18 protein-coding genes are annotated in these 15,851 nt (G+C 71.9%); 10 read left to right on the top strand and 8 right to left on the bottom strand.

Annotated features, from left to right (window positions below):
- The 7 genes from AB4Y83_RS06360 to AB4Y83_RS06330 all read right to left on the bottom strand — a co-directional run bounded on the left by AB4Y83_RS06360 (nucleotide 1) and on the right by AB4Y83_RS06330 (nucleotide 6,024).
- Complete coding sequence (locus AB4Y83_RS06360; protein ID WP_442296329.1) at nucleotides 1–1,014, bottom strand: NUDIX hydrolase; 1,014 nt, start codon at nucleotides 1,012–1,014, stop codon at nucleotides 1–3.
- Nucleotides 1,015–1,023: 9 nt separating this feature from the next.
- Nucleotides 1,024–2,064: a sensor histidine kinase gene (locus AB4Y83_RS06355; RefSeq protein WP_442296328.1), complete on the bottom strand. Its 1,041-nt coding sequence runs from the start codon at nucleotides 2,062–2,064 to the stop codon at nucleotides 1,024–1,026.
- Nucleotides 2,061–2,771, bottom strand: coding sequence for a response regulator transcription factor (locus tag AB4Y83_RS06350; protein ID WP_056826987.1), 711 nt, complete (start codon nucleotides 2,769–2,771; stop codon nucleotides 2,061–2,063). Before AB4Y83_RS06350 ends, AB4Y83_RS06355 begins: the two co-directional genes overlap by 4 nt.
- 76 nt (nucleotides 2,772–2,847) lie before the next feature.
- A complete protein-coding gene (locus tag AB4Y83_RS06345; protein ID WP_442273738.1) occupies nucleotides 2,848–3,777 on the bottom strand; it encodes a COX15/CtaA family protein in 930 nt (309 codons plus the stop codon).
- Between the two features lie 142 nt (nucleotides 3,778–3,919).
- Nucleotides 3,920–4,402 carry a DUF2231 domain-containing protein gene (locus tag AB4Y83_RS06340; protein ID WP_056776754.1) on the bottom strand — a complete coding sequence of 161 codons (483 nt, stop codon included), beginning with the start codon at nucleotides 4,400–4,402 and terminating at the stop codon, nucleotides 3,920–3,922.
- Between the two features lie 135 nt (nucleotides 4,403–4,537).
- Nucleotides 4,538–5,317, bottom strand: coding sequence for an ABC transporter permease (locus AB4Y83_RS06335; RefSeq protein ID WP_442296327.1), 780 nt, complete (start codon nucleotides 5,315–5,317; stop codon nucleotides 4,538–4,540).
- Nucleotides 5,314–6,024 (bottom strand): ABC transporter ATP-binding protein, encoded by a 711-nt coding sequence (locus AB4Y83_RS06330; protein WP_442296326.1) that lies wholly within the window; start codon nucleotides 6,022–6,024, stop codon nucleotides 5,314–5,316. The genes AB4Y83_RS06335 and AB4Y83_RS06330 overlap by 4 nt, the downstream gene beginning before the upstream one ends.
- A gap of 138 nt (nucleotides 6,025–6,162) precedes the next feature.
- Between AB4Y83_RS06330 and AB4Y83_RS06325 the strand changes: the two genes are divergently transcribed.
- The 10 genes from AB4Y83_RS06325 to AB4Y83_RS06280 are packed head-to-tail and all read left to right on the top strand — an operon-like array spanning nucleotide 6,163 to nucleotide 14,889.
- Nucleotides 6,163–6,828, top strand: coding sequence for a phosphatidylserine decarboxylase (locus AB4Y83_RS06325; RefSeq protein WP_442273579.1), 666 nt, complete (start codon nucleotides 6,163–6,165; stop codon nucleotides 6,826–6,828).
- The gene (locus AB4Y83_RS06320; protein WP_442296325.1) at nucleotides 6,825–7,769 is read left to right on the top strand and encodes a CDP-alcohol phosphatidyltransferase family protein; all 945 of its coding nucleotides are present in this window, start codon (nucleotides 6,825–6,827) and stop codon (nucleotides 7,767–7,769) included. Before AB4Y83_RS06325 ends, AB4Y83_RS06320 begins: the two co-directional genes overlap by 4 nt.
- Before the next feature lie 44 nt (nucleotides 7,770–7,813).
- Complete coding sequence (locus AB4Y83_RS06315; protein WP_442296324.1) at nucleotides 7,814–8,638, top strand: helix-turn-helix transcriptional regulator; 825 nt, start codon at nucleotides 7,814–7,816, stop codon at nucleotides 8,636–8,638.
- Complete coding sequence (gene sufB / locus AB4Y83_RS06310) at nucleotides 8,635–10,056, top strand: Fe-S cluster assembly protein SufB (RefSeq protein ID WP_020144124.1); 1,422 nt, start codon at nucleotides 8,635–8,637, stop codon at nucleotides 10,054–10,056. The genes AB4Y83_RS06315 and sufB overlap by 4 nt, the downstream gene beginning before the upstream one ends.
- An 8-nt stretch (nucleotides 10,057–10,064) precedes the next feature.
- Nucleotides 10,065–11,348: a Fe-S cluster assembly protein SufD gene (sufD, locus tag AB4Y83_RS06305; RefSeq protein ID WP_442273737.1), complete on the top strand. Its 1,284-nt coding sequence runs from the start codon at nucleotides 10,065–10,067 to the stop codon at nucleotides 11,346–11,348.
- 3 nt (nucleotides 11,349–11,351) lie between these two features.
- Nucleotides 11,352–12,128, top strand: coding sequence for a Fe-S cluster assembly ATPase SufC (sufC, locus tag AB4Y83_RS06300; RefSeq protein WP_020144126.1), 777 nt, complete (start codon nucleotides 11,352–11,354; stop codon nucleotides 12,126–12,128).
- A 5-nt stretch (nucleotides 12,129–12,133) separates the two neighbouring features.
- Nucleotides 12,134–13,438: a SufS family cysteine desulfurase gene (locus tag AB4Y83_RS06295; protein WP_442273577.1), complete on the top strand. Its 1,305-nt coding sequence runs from the start codon at nucleotides 12,134–12,136 to the stop codon at nucleotides 13,436–13,438.
- Nucleotides 13,438–13,920, top strand: coding sequence for a Fe-S cluster assembly sulfur transfer protein SufU (sufU, locus tag AB4Y83_RS06290; protein WP_442273576.1), 483 nt, complete (start codon nucleotides 13,438–13,440; stop codon nucleotides 13,918–13,920). Before AB4Y83_RS06295 ends, sufU begins: the two co-directional genes overlap by 1 nt.
- Nucleotides 13,917–14,243, top strand: a complete 327-nt coding sequence (locus AB4Y83_RS06285) for a metal-sulfur cluster assembly factor (RefSeq protein ID WP_020144129.1) — start codon at nucleotides 13,917–13,919, stop codon at nucleotides 14,241–14,243. Before sufU ends, AB4Y83_RS06285 begins: the two co-directional genes overlap by 4 nt.
- A 19-nt stretch (nucleotides 14,244–14,262) precedes the next feature.
- A complete protein-coding gene (locus tag AB4Y83_RS06280; RefSeq protein WP_442296323.1) occupies nucleotides 14,263–14,889 on the top strand; it encodes an acVLRF1 family peptidyl-tRNA hydrolase in 627 nt (208 codons plus the stop codon).
- On the opposite strand, the gene ypfJ is transcribed toward AB4Y83_RS06280, so the two are convergent.
- Nucleotides 14,882–15,838, bottom strand: coding sequence for a KPN_02809 family neutral zinc metallopeptidase (gene ypfJ, locus AB4Y83_RS06275; protein ID WP_056826993.1), 957 nt, complete (start codon nucleotides 15,836–15,838; stop codon nucleotides 14,882–14,884). The genes AB4Y83_RS06280 and ypfJ overlap by 8 nt on opposite strands.
- Nucleotides 15,839–15,851 lie beyond the last annotated feature (13 nt).

Raw genomic sequence — 15,851 nt, 5'->3', positions numbered from 1 at the left:
TCAGAGGGTCGGCAGGCCGTCCTCGAGGTAGAGCGTCCCGCCGTCGTGCGCGTGCAGCGCGTCGAGCAGCCGCTCGTTGTAGGCGGCGACCCRCCCCGTCCAGTCCCCGGGGCCGGCCCAGTGGACGCCGAGGATCTCGCGCTGCTGCAGGTGCGCCCGCTCGACGACGTCGGCGTCGACGGTGCCGAGGTCGAAGACGAAGACCGTCGCGTCGCCCCATCCGTGCAGGGCAGGGAGCCAGTTGACCGCGAGCAGCGGACCGGCGGTGACGCTGAGGTCGAGCTCCTCGCGGACCTCGCGGACGACGCACGCGGCGGGGGACTCGTGCCGGTCGACGACGCCGCCGGGGAGGTCCCACTCGCGCTTGTAGACGAGCTCGCACAGCAGCAGGTGACCCGCAGGGGAGCGCAGGACGCCCTGGGCGATGGCGCGCTTGGTCGGGAGGGTCGAGTCGAGCATCGCCGTGAAGCCCTCACGGGTGTCCGGGTGTGCGTCGTCGCGCCGTCGCCCGAGCACGAGGGTGTCCTGGCGCACGCCCGCGAGGGTCGCGTTCCCGCGCAGCCGTCCCTCCCGGCGCAGCCCGGCTCGCAGGGCGGTGCGCACGGATGCCCGGTTGTCGGGGTTGACGTGCGCCTCGACGCGCTCGAGGTCGAGTGCGTCGAAGGCCCACTCGACGAGGAGGCGCACGGCCCGCCACGCGAGACCCTGTCCGCGGTAGGGGGCGAAGACCGCCCAGGACAGGACACCGACACCGGGGTCCTGCACGCGGACGTCGACCGTCCCGGCGGCCCGCCCGCGCCACTGCACGAGGTAGGTGACCTTGGACCGGTCGGACCACTCGGCGTGGGTGCGCTCGATCCAGATCCGGTGCTCGTCGGCCGGTGGCTCGACGGCGGGGAAGTCGAACCACCGGGCGATCTCGCGGTCGTGGAGGGGCCGGGTCTCGTCGCTGTCGTCGATCGTCCACGGTCGCAGCACGAGCTCGCCCTCACGGAGCGTCGGCTGGTCGGTCACCTCCCCAGCCTAGGGATGACCGCCGGGCACGGGCTCGCCGAGGGCGCCGGCGAGGGGCAGGGCCAGCTCGAACCGGCAGCCGGGGCCTGCGTTGGCCACGGTCACGTCGCCCCCGTGGGCCCGGGCGATCCCGCGCGCGACGGCGAGGCCGAGACCGGCGCCCACGCCCGCGGCCGGCGTCCGCGCACTCGTCCCGCGCCAGCCCGGGTCGAAGAGCCGGCCGAGCTCGTCGGGTGGTATGCCGCCGCAGCCGTCCGCGACACTGACGCGGGCCACGTCGTGGTCGGCGGTGAGCGAGATGTCGACCCGGCCGCCCGGGTCCGTGTGGGTCAGCGCGTTCGTCACGAGGTTGGCGAGAGCGCGTGACAGCTCACCCGCGTCGGCGGAGGCCGTGACGGACTCGGCCGGGGCGGAGCCGCCCACGTGCACCCCCCGGCGATCCGCGAGGACGCGTGCTGATGCGAGGGCGTCGGAGACGAGGTCGCCGAGGTCGACGGGGGCACGATCGAGTCGCAGCGTGCCGGACTGGAGCCGCGACAGCGCGAGGAGCCCACCGACCATGTCGGACATGCGGTCGGCCTCGGACCGGATGCGTGCGGGATAGCTGCCGTCGGCGGGCGCGTGGCCGTCCTCGATGGCCTCGGCCATCGCGCGGATGCCGGCGAGCGGGGTGCGCAGGTCGTGCGACACCCAGGCGACGAGCTCGCGGCGGCTCTCCTCGACCTGTCGGTCGCGGTCGCGCTCGGCGGCCTCCTCGGCGGAGGCGCGCATCAGCCCCTGCACGCGCCGGGCGATGAGCCAGCCGAAGACCGCCGCGATGGGCAGGGAGGTCGCCGTCACGACGAGGACGACGGCCTGGTCGTGCTCGTTGATGAACATCGCGTGCGCCGTGACGACCACGCCGAGGGCGACGCTGAGGATGACGACGACAGGTGCCAGCACCGCGGCGGCGACGAGCGAGCGGGCGGCGAGCGCCCGGACGACCAGCGCCCCGACCGTGCCGACGGCGACGGCCGCGAGCGCGGCGAGCAGGGCGGCCTCGGCGATCACGTCCCTGCCGCCGTCGCGGGGGCCGCGCCGTCCCACCGGTAGCCGACACCCCACACGGTCTGGAGCCGGACGGGCCGCGCGGGGTCGGTCTCCACCTTCTCGCGCAGCCGGCGGACGTGGACGGTGACCGTCGACTCGTCGCCGTACTCCCACCCCCACACCTGCTCCATCAGCTCGCGCCTGGAGAACGCGGTGCCCGGGTGGGCCATGAGGTGGGCGAGCAGGTCGAACTCGCGGCTGGTCAGGGCGAGCAGACCGTCCGCGAGCCAGGCCTGGTGGCGTCGGGTGTCGACGCGCAGGTCGTCGTCGACGAGCGTCGTCGCGGCGGGCGGTGCGGCGGGCGGTGCGGCACGGCGCAGGATCGACTGGATGCGCAGCACGAGCTCACGGCTGCTGAACGGCTTGGTCACGTAGTCGTCCGCACCGATCTCGAGGCCGAGGACCCGGTCGGACTCCTCGCCCCGGGCGGTCAGCATGACGACCGGCAGGTCGCCGCGCTCGGCGCGCAGCCGGCGGAAGACCTCGAGGCCGTCGAGACCGGGGAGCGTGAGGTCGAGCACGACGAGGTCGGGGGAGCGGTCGCGGGCCACGGACAGCGCCGCATGGCCGTCCTGCGCCTCGAGGACGTCGAGCCCGGCGCGGGTCAGGTAGCCGGAGACCACCTCGCGCAGGGTGGGGTCGTCGTCGACGACGAGGACGGTGGGCACGTCCCCAGCCTAGGCAGTGACGGGTCGTCGGCGACGGCGAAAGTCCTTGCGGTCCGGTGACGTCGACGGACCGCGGTCAGACCGGATGGCGCCTCGTCGCGAGGACCCCGAAGGTCAGGGCGACGACGAGCAGGCTGGCCCCGAGCATGTGGAGCAGCACGAGCAGCTCGGGCAGCTTCGTGAAGTACTGGACGTAGCCGATGAGCCCCTGCGCGAGGGTGACGACGAGCACCATGGTCCAGGCGCGGCGGGCCTCGTCGGTGGTCGCCGTGATGCTCACGGCGACGAGGGTCGCGATGACGAGACCGCAGAAGAGCATGACGGCGTCGGCGTGCATCCACGAGACGAACCGCGGGTCGAAGCCCGTGCGCGCGGGCCGGTCGGCGTCGCCCGAGTGCGGCCCCGAGCCGGTGACGATCGTGCCGAGGAGCAGCACGACCGCGCCGACCGCGCTCGTGCCGAGGGCGAGCGTTCGTGCGAGCGGGTGCACGACGAGCTCACCCGGGCCCGAGACGTCGTCCCGGGCGCCGCGCACGAGCATGGTCGACAACGAGACGAGGACCATCGAGAGGAGGAAGTGCGACATGACGGTCCACGGGTTGAGCCCCGTGAGGACGGTGATGCCGCCGAGCACGGCCTGCGCGGGGATGCCGGCGAGGACGCCGAAGGCGACCCGGTGCAGCCGACGGCGCTCCGGCCAGTGCGTGAGCACGACCCACAGCGAGGCGAGGGCGAGCACCGTGACGACGCTCGTCAGGGTGCGGTTGCCGAACTCGACGAGGTCGTGGAACTCGCTCGCGGGCGTCCGGACGGGGGTGAACGAGCCGGGCTGGCACTCCGGCCAGGTGCTGCAGCCGAGACCGCTGCCCGTGAGGCGCACGATGCCGCCGGTCACGACGATGCCGACCTCGCCGACGAGGTTGGCGAGCAGCAGGGGCCGCACCCAGCTGGGCCGGACGGCGGGGAGGCGACCGGTGGCCCGGGCGAGACGGCTCGCGCCGGTCACGGGGGCGTCGTCGGTCACGGGAGGCGTGGAGGACACCCCGCAAGGGTATGCCGCCGAGCCGGGTCATCCCGCATCGCCCCGTGTCGTCGGGACCCTGAGACGGGCCGTTCCCCGGCCGGGACCGTGCCCCGCGTGGCAGGGGTCAGGCCAGGCCGTTCCAGACCACGAGGGATCCCGCGTGACCGGCCAGCACGACGGTAATGATCGCGGCCACGGCGGAGAGCACGACGAGGGTGCCGATGAGCACGTCGAACGCGTGGCCTTGCGGTGACTCCTCCTCCGGAGGTCGGACGAACCACAGGGCCAGGAGGGTGAGGACCATGAAGAGCACGCAGATGAGCTTGGCGCGGTCGCCCCACTCGGTGTGGTTGCGCAACAGGTCGAAGTCCGTCGTGCTGGCACGCACCTGCGACACCCGGCGCTGCAGGGCCTCACCGCTCTCGGCGGCGACGAACGCCGAGACACCCGAGATGACGGCACCGGCAGCCGTCGGCCAGCGCAGCAGCCGCCGCCACCCGGGGCGCACGACGTAGGCGATCGCGCACAGCGCCGAGAGGGGGACGAGGACGACGACCGCGTGGATCACGAGGGCGTGCATCGGAAGACCGAAGATGTAGTCGAACACGTCGCCTCCAGGCCGGTCGGGGTCGTGGGGTGTGGTGCGGCTTCTTCGTGCGGTCGTGCGGTCGTGCGGTCGGGCGGTCGTGCGGTCGTGCGGTCGGGCGGTGGAAGCGGTGGTGCTGCGGCCAGTTTCGTCCGCTCAGTCGTCGAAGCGGAAGAGACGCGCCGCGAGAACCGTTGCGACCACTCCCCACGCGAGGACGACCCCGAGCGCGAGCAGGTTCAGCGTCCCGTCCACCAGGGCCGACCTCAGCCCGTCCGCCAGGCCTGCCGACGGCAGGAAGGCCACGACGTGCGACACCCCGGCCGGCAGCTCGCTCCGCGGGACGACGACACCGCCGACCGCGAGGAGCAGCACCCACACGAGGTTGGCGATCGCGAGCACCGCCTCCGCCCGCAGGGTCCCGGCGAGCAGGAGGGCGAGGGCCACGAAGGCCCACGTGCCGAGGACGACGAAGAGGACGGCATACGCGATCCCGGCGACCTCCGGCCGCCACCCGAGCGCGAGACCGAGCACGGCGATGACGGCGATCTGGATCGCCTCGACGGCCAGGGTCGCCGCCACCTTGGCCGCGACGAGCCCACCGCGCCCGAGCGGGGTGACGCCGAGGTAGCGCAGCACGGCGTAGCGGCGGTCGAAGCCGGTCGAGATCGCCTGGGACGTGAAGGCGGCCGAGATGACGCAGAGCGCGATGATGCCCGGTGTCGCCACGTCGATGCGCGTGCCCGGGCCGAGCGACGGCGACGTCGTGACGCTGAGACCGACGAGCGCCAGGGCGGGCAGGACGAGCGAGACGAGCAGCTGTTCACCGTTGCGCAGCAGGCTGCCGACCTCGAAGCCGGCCTGGGCGAGGACCCGACGGCGCGGAGCGGCCGCTCCAGCGGCGGTCGGCGTCGACGGGGTGGCTGAGGTGCTCACGCGGCTCCCTTGCGGGTCAGGCTGAAGTAGACGTCCTCGAGGGAGCGGCCGCCGGTCACCGACGCCGGCGTCCCCTCGGCGACGGTGCGTCCCGCGTTCATGATGACGAGGTGCTCCGCGAGACGCTCGGCCTCCTCGAACGAGTGGGTCGTCACGACGACGGTCGTGCCGGCGTCACGCTGCTCGGCCACGAGCTCCCACACGTCGAGCCGTCCGTGCGGGTCGAGCCCGGCCGCCGGCTCGTCGAGGAAGAGCACCTCGGGACGCCCGAGCAGCGACGCCGCGAGGGCGAGGCGCTGCTTCTGGCCACCCGAGAGGCGACGCACCGTCGTCGAGGCGAAGTCCGTGACGCCGAGCCGCCGCGCGACGGCATCGACGTCGAGCGGGTCGGCGTAGAGGCGGGAGAGGTGGTGGAGCAGTCGCAGCGGCTTCGTGCCGTTGGGCAGACCGCCGGCCTGGAGCATGACGCCGACGCGGGCGCGGTGGTCGGCGTCCGCCTGCCACGGGTCGGTGCCGAGGACGCGAACCCTGCCGCCGTCGGGCCGCCCGAGACCGACCGCGCACTCGATGGCGGTCGTCTTGCCCGCACCGTTGGGACCGAGCACCGCGGTGATGCGGCCGGCGGGGGCCCTCCACGTCAGGCCGTCGAGGGCAGCCACCTGACCGAAAGTGCGGTGGAGGTCGGACAGTGTCACCGCATCGGTCATGGCTCATGAGTCTAGGCTCGGTGCCGACGACCCCGGTCACCGCACCTCGGTCGCCACCGGCGTACCCCTCCGCCGTCCCGCTCCGCCCGCCCCACTCGACCTGCTCACCACACTCGACCCTGACGGAGACCCCGACCCGTGAAGATCGACCCAGCCGCCAAGCCCTTCACCGCGATGGCCGCCGTGCCCACGGTGATCGCCGCGCTGGCCCGCCGACCGCGCACGACCGCCGCCCTCGGCCTGCTCACTGCGGGGGTGACCCTCTTCTTCCGCGACCCGGATCGCACCCCGGACCGCTCGCCCGTGTCCGACCCCGACGTGGTGCTGGCCCCGGCCGACGGGATCGTCATGCACGTGGGGGAGCCGCAGCCGGGCATCGCCCCGCCCGGCGAGTGGCAGCAGGTCAGCATCTTCCTGTCGCTGCTCGACGTGCACATGAACCGGTCGCCCTACGGCGGCCGCGTCATCGACGTCACCCACACGCCGGGCCGCTTCCTCGCCGCCTACCGCGCCGAGAGCGCCACGAAGAACGAGCGCAGCGAGATCATCGTCGAGCGCGTCGTCGCGGGCCGCCCGCGCCGCATCGTCTACCGCCAGCTCGTCGGCCAGCTCGCGCGCCGCATCGTCACCCGCATCGAGCCCGGCGACGAGATCGGCACCGGCGAGCGCATGGGCCTGATGAAGTTCGGCTCGCGCATGGACGTCTTCGTGCCGCCGGAGGTGCAGCTCGAGGTCAGCAAGGGCAAGCGCGCCGTCGGTGGGGAGACCGTGCTGGGCCGCTTCCCGGCGGCGGACGCCTCGTGAGCGGCGACGCGGCCCCCGCCTCCGACGATCGGCCCCGCCGGCGCGACCGCGTGAGCCGGCGCATCCGGCTCGTGTCGGCCACCGGCGCCCGGGTCATCCCGCTCGACCGGCTCAACCCGCGCGTCCGTGCGCGGGCGACCCTGCCCAGCCTCTTCACGCTCGGCAACATGCTGTGCGGCTTCTCGTCGGTGCTCCTGTCGTTCCAGGGGCACTTCCGCGCGGCCGCGGTGCTCGTCGGCATCTCGATCGTCCTCGACATCTGCGACGGCGCGGTGGCCCGCGCCGTCGGTGCCATCACACCGTTCGGCCTGCAGTTCGACTCCCTCGCCGACCTCATCTCGTTCGGGATCGCACCCGCCGTGCTCGTCTACACCTGGGCGCTGCCGGCCTACCCGGTCTGGGCCTGGGCCGGGGCGATGTTCTGGCTGGCCTGCGCGGCCTACCGGCTGGCCCGCTTCAACGTCACCATCGACCCCCTCGCCGACAAGCGCTACTTCGTCGGTCTCGCGAGCCCCGGTGCCGCGGGCGTCGTCATCTCGACGGTGCTCGCCATCGGCGAGCCCCTCTACGACTGGGCGCCCCTCGTGCCGGTCGCGGCCGGGGTGGTCCCAGCCGCGCTCATGGCCTCGTCGTTCCGGTTCCGCTCCTTCCGCGACCTGCTGTCGCCGCGCCACCTGCGGATCACGATCCCGCTCGGCATCGTCATCGCGCTGGGACTCGCGCTCTTCCCCGGCGCGACGGGCATGGCGCTCGCATACGGCTACGTGCTCACCTGCCCGCTGGGTTGGGTCACGGCCCCGCTGCGGAGGCGCTGGTTCGGGGAGGGCGCCGTCGCGCCGCCGCGCACGCGGATGCCGTCGGTCATCATGCCGCCCGACCTGGATGACGACGACGACGATGACGACGGGGACGACGACGCCGATGGCGCTACCTGGCGGTAAGGACGACCTAACTGGAGTCGCAGCCCCAATTACGTCACAATGGTGTGGTGTTTATCGGAGCGCACACCCCGCGTGAGACGAAGGACGGCGAGGACGGCCAGCACGTCTCGCCGCTCGAGTCGCGCACGCGCTCGCGGGTGCTCCACATGGTCTCTGCCGACGGCCCGATCTCGGCCGCCGAGCTCGGGCGTCATCTCGACCTGACACCGGCTGCCGTGCGTCGTCACCTCGACGCGCTCGTCGAGCAGGGCGCTGTCGTCCCGCACGAGCCCACCGGTGGTCGCCGCGGCCGTGGACGCCCTGCTCGCGCCTACGTCGTGTCCGACGCCGGCCACAACGCCCTCGAGGCCGACTACGACTCGCTCGCCGTCGAGGTGCTGCGCTACCTCCAGGAGCATGCGGGACCCGCGGCCGTCGGCGACTTCGCCCGCAGCCGCGTCGGCGCGCTCGAGGAGCGGTATGCCGCCCGGCTCGCCGCCGCCGGCGACGACCCCGCCGCGCGCACCGAGGCCCTCGTCGAGGCGCTGAGCGAGGACGGCTTCGCCGCCACCGCCCGGCCCGTCGGCGCCGGGGGCCTGACCGGCGTCCAGCTGTGCCAGGGCCACTGCCCGGTGCAGCACGTCGCCACCGAGTTCCCGGCCTTCTGCGAGGCCGAGACCGACGCGTTCTCCCGGTTGCTCGGGGTGCACGTCCAGCGCCTCGCGACCCTCGCGGGCGGACACCACGTCTGCACGACGTTCGTCCCGACCGGTGGGATCGGCTCCCGCCCCCGGAAGACCACGCAGCCCTCGGGTGTTGACCCGGAGGCTGCCCCACCTCGTTCGAGCACCACCGACACGCTCACGCACGTCAAGGAAGGTTCCTCATGACCACGCACATCGAAGAGCTGAACCCCGGCCTCAAGGGCATCGGCACCTACGAGTACGGCTGGGCCGACAGCGACGTGGCCGGGTCCACGGCGCGTCGAGGGCTCAACGAGGACGTCGTGCGCGACATCTCGGCCCGCAAGAGCGAGCCGGAGTGGATGACGAAGCTGCGCCTGAAGAGCCTCAGCCTCTTCGGCAAGAAGCCCATGCCCTCCTGGGGCTCGGACCTCACCGGCATCGACTTCCAGAACATCAAGTACTTCGTGAAGTCGACCGAGAAGCAGGCCGCCACGTGGGACGACCTGCCCGAGGACATCAAGAACACCTATGACCGTCTGGGCATCCCGGAGGCCGAGAAGCAGCGCCTCGTCTCCGGTGTCGCAGCCCAGTACGAGTCGGAGGTCGTCTACCACCAGATCCGTGAGGACCTCGAGGCCCAGGGCGTCATCTTCCTCGACACCGACACGGCCCTGAAGGAGCACGAGGACCTCTTCCGCGAGCACTTCGCGACCGTCATCCCGGCCGGCGACAACAAGTTCGCCGCGCTCAACACCGCCGTGTGGTCGGGGGGCTCGTTCATCTACGTCCCCAAGGGTGTCCACGTCGACATCCCGCTCCAGGCGTACTTCCGCATCAACACCGAGAACATGGGTCAGTTCGAGCGGACGCTGATCATCGCCGACGAGGGCTCCTACGTGCACTACGTCGAGGGCTGCACCGCCCCGATCTACAAGTCGGACTCGCTCCACTCGGCCGTCGTCGAGATCATCGTCAAGAAGAACGCCCGCGTGCGCTACACGACGATCCAGAACTGGTCCAACAACGTCTACAACCTCGTCACGAAGCGCGCGACCTGTGAGGCCGGCGCGACGATGGAGTGGGTCGACGGCAACATCGGCTCCAAGGTGACGATGAAGTACCCCGCCGTCTTCCTCATGGGCGAGCACGCCAAGGGCGAGACGCTCTCCATCGCCTTCGCCGGCGAGGGCCAGCACCAGGACACCGGCTCCAAGATGGTCCACGCGGCTCCCAACACGAAGAGCTCGATCATCAGCAAGTCGGTCGCCCGTGGCGGGGGCCGTGCGAGCTACCGCGGCCTCGTGCAGGTGCTCGAGGGCGCGTCGCACTCCGCCTCGACCGTGCGTTGTGACGCCCTGCTCGTCGACACGATCAGCCGATCCGACACCTACCCCTACGTCGACATCCGCGAGGACGACGTCTCGATGGGTCACGAGGCCACGGTCTCGAAGGTGTCCGAGGACCAGCTCTTCTACCTCATGTCGCGCGGCATGGCCGAGGACGAGGCCATGGCCATGATCGTGCGCGGCTTCATCGAGCCCATCGCGCGCGAGCTGCCCATGGAGTACGCCCTCGAGCTCAACCGCCTCATCGAGCTGCAGATGGAAGGAGCCGTCGGCTGATGAGCCTTCTGGCTGACACGACCACCGACATCCCCGAGACCCAGCAGAGCGAGACCCCGGTGCCCGACGCCGCCCCCACCACCACCGTCGCCGCCCCCGGCGCGGCCGCCCACACCGACTCCGCCGCGGCCTTCGTGCCCGACCAGTCGCGTGCCGAGCGCACGGCGTCCTTCGACGTCGCCGCCTTCCCGATCCCGTCGGGTCGCGAGGAGGACTGGCGCTTCACGCCCGTCAAGAAGCTCGCCGGCCTGCTGGCCGAGGGCGCGACGGGCAGCCTCGACTGGAGCACGTCGCTCCCCGAGGACGTCACGACGTCGACGATCACCTCCGAGCAGGCCCAGGCCCTCGGCATCCTGCCGCCGCAGGACCGCGCAGCCGTCGTGGCCGGCGCGGCCGCGGGCGGTGCCGTGCTGCTCGACATCCCGGCCGAGGCCGAGCTCGACGAGCCCGTACGCCTGTCGCTCGTCGGCCACGGCGGTGAGCCCGTGCACGGTCACCTCGTCGTGCGCGCCGGTCGCTTCTCCAAGGCGACCGTCGTCGTCGAGCACACGGGCTCGGCCCGTTACGCCCAGCTCGTCTCGGTCGTCACCGGTGACGGCTCCGACCTCACCGTGGTGTCGGTGCAGCGCTGGGCCGACGACGCCCAGCACCTGGCCCAGCACGACGCCCTCGTCGGACGCGACGCCCGCTTCAAGCACCTCTCGGTGTCGCTCGGCGGCGAGGTCGTCCGGGTCAACGCCAACGTGCGCTACGCCGGCCCGGGTGGCGACGCGACGCTGCTCGGCGTCTACTTCGCCGACGCCGGCCAGCACCTCGAGCACCGCTCGTACATCGACCACAACGCACCGCACTGCAAGAGCCGCGCCACCTACAAGGGTGCGCTCCAGGGTGAGACCGCCCGCACGGTGTGGGTCGGCGACGTGCTCATCCGCGCCGAGGCCGAGGGCACCGACACCTACGAGCTCAACCGCAACCTCGTGCTGACCGACGGCGCCCGCGCCGACTCGGTGCCGAACCTCGAGATCGAGACCGGCGAGATCGAGGGCGCCGGACACGCCTCTGCGACAGGCCGGTTCGACGACCTGCAGCTCTTCTACCTCCAGTCGCGCGGCATCAACGAGGACGAGGCCAAGCGCCTCGTCGTGCGCGGCTTCTTCGCCGACATCATCCGCGAGATCCCGCTCGCCGACCTGCGCGACGAGATCACCGCGGCGATCGAGGACGAGCTCGCGTCGACGGCCTACGCCGCTCCCACCCAGCACACGCCCAGCATCACGAACAAGGAGAACTGACCCATGAGCACGCTCGAGATCAAGGGACTGACGGTCTCGGTCGAGACCGAGGACGGCCCCAAGGAGATCCTGCGCGGGGTCGACCTCACCGTGAAGTCGGGGGAGACGCACGCGATCATGGGGCCCAACGGCTCCGGCAAGTCGACGCTGGCCTACAGCATCGCCGGCCACCCGAAGTACACCGTCACCGGCGGCACCGTGACGCTCGACGGCGAGGACGTCCTCGCCATGAAGGTCGACGAGCGCGCCCGTGCCGGCCTCTTCCTCGCGATGCAGTACCCCGTCGAGGTCCCCGGCGTCACGGTGAGCAACTTCCTCCGCACCGCCAAGACGGCCATCGACGGCGAGGCGCCCAAGCTGCGTACGTGGGTCAAGGACGTCAAGGCCGCCATGGGCAACCTGCGCATGGACCCCGCATTCGCCGAGCGCAACGTCAACGAGGGCTTCTCCGGTGGCGAGAAGAAGCGCCACGAGATCCTCCAGATGGAGCTGCTGCGCCCGAAGGTGGCCATCCTCGACGAGACCGACTCCGGCCTCGACGTCGACGCGCTCAAGATCGTCTCCGAGGGCGTCAACCGGGCCAAGGACTCGAGCGACCTCGGCGTCCTGCTCATCACGCACTACACGCGCATCCTGCGCTACATCAAGCCCGACTTCGTGCACGTCTTCGTCGACGGCAAGGTCGTCGAGGAGGGTGGCCCGGAGCTGGCCGACCGCCTCGAGGACGAGGGCTACGACCGCTACCTCACCGCGGCCCCGGCCGCGGCGGTCGAGGCCTGAGCCGAATGGTCGACGTCCTGCCCTTCACGGACGGGGAGCTCGCCGCGATCCGCGGCGACTTCCCCATCCTCACGCGCACGGTGCGCGACGGCAGGCCGCTCGTCTACCTCGACTCGGGGGCGACGTCGCACAAGCCGACGCCGGTCCTCGACGCCGAGCGCGCGTTCTACGAGCAGCACAACGCCGCGGTACACCGCGGCGCGCACCAGCTCGCGGAGGAGGCGACCGACGACTTCGAGGCCGCCCGCGCGACCGTCGCGTCGTTCATCGGGGCGCCCGCCGACGAGGTGGTCTTCACGAAGAACGCCACCGAGGCGCTCAACCTCGTCGCGTACGCCTTCTCCAACGCGGCCCCGACCGACGACCCCAAGGACGAGCGGTTCGTGCTCGGTGCCGGTGACGAGATCCTCGTCACCGAGATGGAGCACCACGCCAATCTCGTGCCCTGGCAGGAGCTCGCCCGTCGCACGGGTGCGACCCTGCGCTGGGTCCCGGTGGACACGGACGGCGCACTCGACCTGTCCGGGCTCGACGAGCTGCTCACCGAGCGCACCAAGGTCTTCGCGTTCACGCACGTGTCCAACGTGCTGGGGACGGTCAACCCGGTCGCCGACCTCGCCGCCCGTGCGCACGCCGTGGGGGCGCTCGTCGTCGTCGACGCGTGCCAGTCGGTGCCGCACCTCGCGGTCGACGTGGCCACGCTCGGCGCGGACTTCATCGCCTTCAGCGGCCACAAGATGTACGGCCCGATGGGGGTCGGCGTCCTCTGGGGTCGCGGCGAGCTGCTCGAGGTCATGCCACCGTTCCTCACGGGCGGCTCGATGATCGAGCTCGTCACGATGGAACGGTCGACCTACGCCCCGGCGCCCCAGAAGTTCGAGGCCGGCGTCCCCAACGCCGCCCAGGCGGTCGGGCTCGCGGCCGCCGTCCGGTGGATCGAGGGTCTCGGCATCGACCGCATCCACGCCCACGAGGCCGCTCTCGTCGACCTGCTCCAGCGCGGTCTGTCCGAGCGCCCGTGGGTGCGTGTCGTCGGTCCTGCGGTCGGCACGCCACGCGGCGGTGCCGTCGCGTTCGTCGTCGACGGCGTGCACGCCCACGACGTGGGCCAGGTGCTCGACGACGCCGGCGTGGCCGTACGCGTGGGGCACCACTGCGCGTGGCCGCTGCACCGGGCTCTCGGGGCCACCGCGACCACCCGTGCGTCGTTCGCCGTCCACAACACCGTCGCCGAGGTCGAGGCGCTGCTCGCGGCGCTCGACCGGGTGCCCGTCGTCTTCGGGCTCGACACCGAGAGGGAGGCGAGCTGATGGACCTCTACCAGGAGCTCATCCTCGAGCACTCCAAGCGCCCGCACCACGCGGGCCTGCGCGACCCGTTCGACGCCGAGGTGCACCACATCAACCCGACGTGCGGGGACGAGGTGACCCTTCGGGTCGACGTCTCCGGCACGGGTGCCGAGGCCGTCGTGACCGACGTCTCCTACGAGGCGCAGGGCTGCTCGATCTCCGTCGCGAGCGCATCCGTCCTCGCCGAGGAGGTCATCGGCCACCGCGTCGACGAGGCCCTCGAGACCTTCGAGGCGATGCGCGCCATGCTGACCTCCCGAGGCCACGTAGCCGGTGACGAGACCGTCATCGGTGACGGCGTCGCCTTCGCCGGCGTCTCGAAGTACCCCGCGCGCGTCAAGTGCGCCCTGCTCGGCTGGACCGCTTTCACCGATGCCCTCGCCCGAGCCGGTGTCGACATCTCTTCCACGAGTTCCACCTCCCCCCAAGGAGTTTCGTCATGACCCAGACCACCACCCCGCCGAACGTGGCTGACGTCGAGGAGGCCATGCGCGACGTCGTCGACCCCGAGCTCGGCATCAACGTCGTCGACCTCGGCCTCGTCTACGGCATCACCGTCGACGCCCAGTCGCACGCCGTCATCGACATGACGCTGACGTCTGCCGCGTGCCCCCTCACCGACGTCATCGAGGACCAGACCGCTCAGGCGCTCGAGGGCCTCGTCACCACGCACCGCATCAACTGGGTGTGGATGCCGCCGTGGGGTCCCGACAAGATCACCGAGGACGGCCGCGAGCAGCTGCGCGCCCTCGGCTTCAACCTCTGAGCCAGCAGCACCCGCGCTCGTGACGACGCGCGTCATCGAGGTCGACCCCGGGCGGTTCGACCGCTGGATGACGGGCTTCGCCGAGCGGCACGGCACCTACGACGCCGCCGAGGAGTCCACTCCCGGCGGCGTCGTCGTGTCCGCCCGCGCTGCCGACGGATCCACCGTCGTGGCAACGCCGTTCGCCCACGAGCCCCTCGGTGTCATCCTCGTCAGGCGCGGTGGGTATGCCGTGGGGCTGGCTTCGACCGGTGCCTTCACCGCCTCGAAGGTCGGGACGCGCCACGTGCAGTCACGCACCGCAGCGGGCGGCTGGTCCCAGCAGCGCTTCGCCCGCCGACGGGGGAAGCAGGCCGACGAGCTCGTCGGTGCCGTTGTCGGCCACGCGCGACGGGTGCTCCTCGGGGACGACGAGTCACCGGCGACGGGAGCGGACGGCATACCTCATGCTCTGGTCGTCGGTGGGGACCGCACGCTCGTGCGCGAGGTCCTCGACGCCGGAGCCCTGCGGGCCCTGGCGGGGCTGCCGATGCGGGAGCTCTACGACCTGCCCGACCCGAAGCGCGACGTGCTCGAGACCGCGCTGCGCCGTGGCCGAGCCGTGCGCATCGAGCTGGACGAGGCGCCGCCGGGTGGCGTCAGCTGACGGTGTCGACGCCGAAGGTGTTGCACTGGTTGAGGTCGCCGGTCTGGTAGCCCTGCAGGAACCACTTCTGGCGGGCCTCCGACGAGCCGTGCGTCCAGTTCTCGGGAGTGACGCGACCCTGCATCTTCTTCTGGATGCGGTCGTCTCCGACGGCTGACGCGGCCGAGAGCGCGGACGTGATGTCCTGCTCGGTGATGGGCTTGAGCAGAGGGGTGCCGTCGGCGTCGGTCGTCTCGGTCGCGTGCTTGACCCACGTGCCGGCGAGGCAGTCGGCCATGAGCTCGATGCGGACGGCGCCGGAGTTGGGGCCCTGGGGGTCCTGCTGCGCCCGGTCGAGGATGCCGAGGAGGTCCTGCACGTGGTGGCCGTACTCGTGCGCGATGACGTACTCCTTGGCGAGCTGGCCGCCGTCGGCGCCGAACTTGCTCTGCAGCTCCTCGAAGAAGCTCGCGTCGACGTAGACCTTGGCGTCGAGCGGGCAGTAGAACGGGCCGACCTGCGAGTTGGCGGTGCCGCAGCCCGACGGGGTCTGGCCCTGGTAGATGACGGTCTTCACCGGCTCGTAGTTCATCTGGTACTTCGGCAGCGTCTTGCCCCAGTAGTCCTGGACGCTGTTGACCGTCGCGATGATGAGGCAGACATCGTTCTTGTTGGCGTCGGCGCCGGTCTTGCACTGGGAGAACTCGCCCTGGTCGACCTGGCCCGCGGCCGCGACCTGGCTGCTCTCGAGCTGCTGGGACGGGAGGCCGCCGGCGCCGGTGCCGGAGTCACCGCCGCCACCGAGGATCTTGCCTCCGCCGAAGATGAGCATGAGCACGAGCAGGATGAGGCCGCCGATGCCTCCGCCGACCTGGATGCCGCCGGGGAAGCCTCCGCCTCCGCCGCCACCTCCGCTGCCGCCGCTCTGCACCTGGGAGGTGTCGAGCTGGGCGCTGTCGTTGAAGCTCATCTGCCGCTCCTCG

The sequence above is a fragment of the Terrabacter sp. RAF57 genome, from assembly GCF_052113925.1.
Classification (GTDB): Bacteria; Actinomycetota; Actinomycetes; order Actinomycetales; family Dermatophilaceae; genus Terrabacter.
This window is presented reverse-complemented; position numbering and strand designations above follow the sequence as displayed.

Excerpts from the sequence above, each read along its gene's own strand:
- AB4Y83_RS06330 (WP_442296326.1), bottom strand. The coding sequence starts at position 6,024 with ATGACCGATGCGGTGACACTGTCCGACCTCCACCGCACTTTCGGTCAG.
- sufB (WP_020144124.1), top strand. The coding sequence starts at position 8,635 with ATGACCACGCACATCGAAGAGCTGAACCCCGGCCTCAAGGGCATCGGC.
- sufC (WP_020144126.1), top strand. The coding sequence starts at position 11,352 with ATGAGCACGCTCGAGATCAAGGGACTGACGGTCTCGGTCGAGACCGAG.
- AB4Y83_RS06295 (WP_442273577.1), top strand. The coding sequence starts at position 12,134 with ATGGTCGACGTCCTGCCCTTCACGGACGGGGAGCTCGCCGCGATCCGC.
- sufU (WP_442273576.1), top strand. The coding sequence starts at position 13,438 with ATGGACCTCTACCAGGAGCTCATCCTCGAGCACTCCAAGCGCCCGCAC.
- AB4Y83_RS06285 (WP_020144129.1), top strand. The coding sequence starts at position 13,917 with ATGACCCAGACCACCACCCCGCCGAACGTGGCTGACGTCGAGGAGGCC.
- ypfJ (WP_056826993.1), bottom strand. The coding sequence starts at position 15,838 with ATGAGCTTCAACGACAGCGCCCAGCTCGACACCTCCCAGGTGCAGAGC.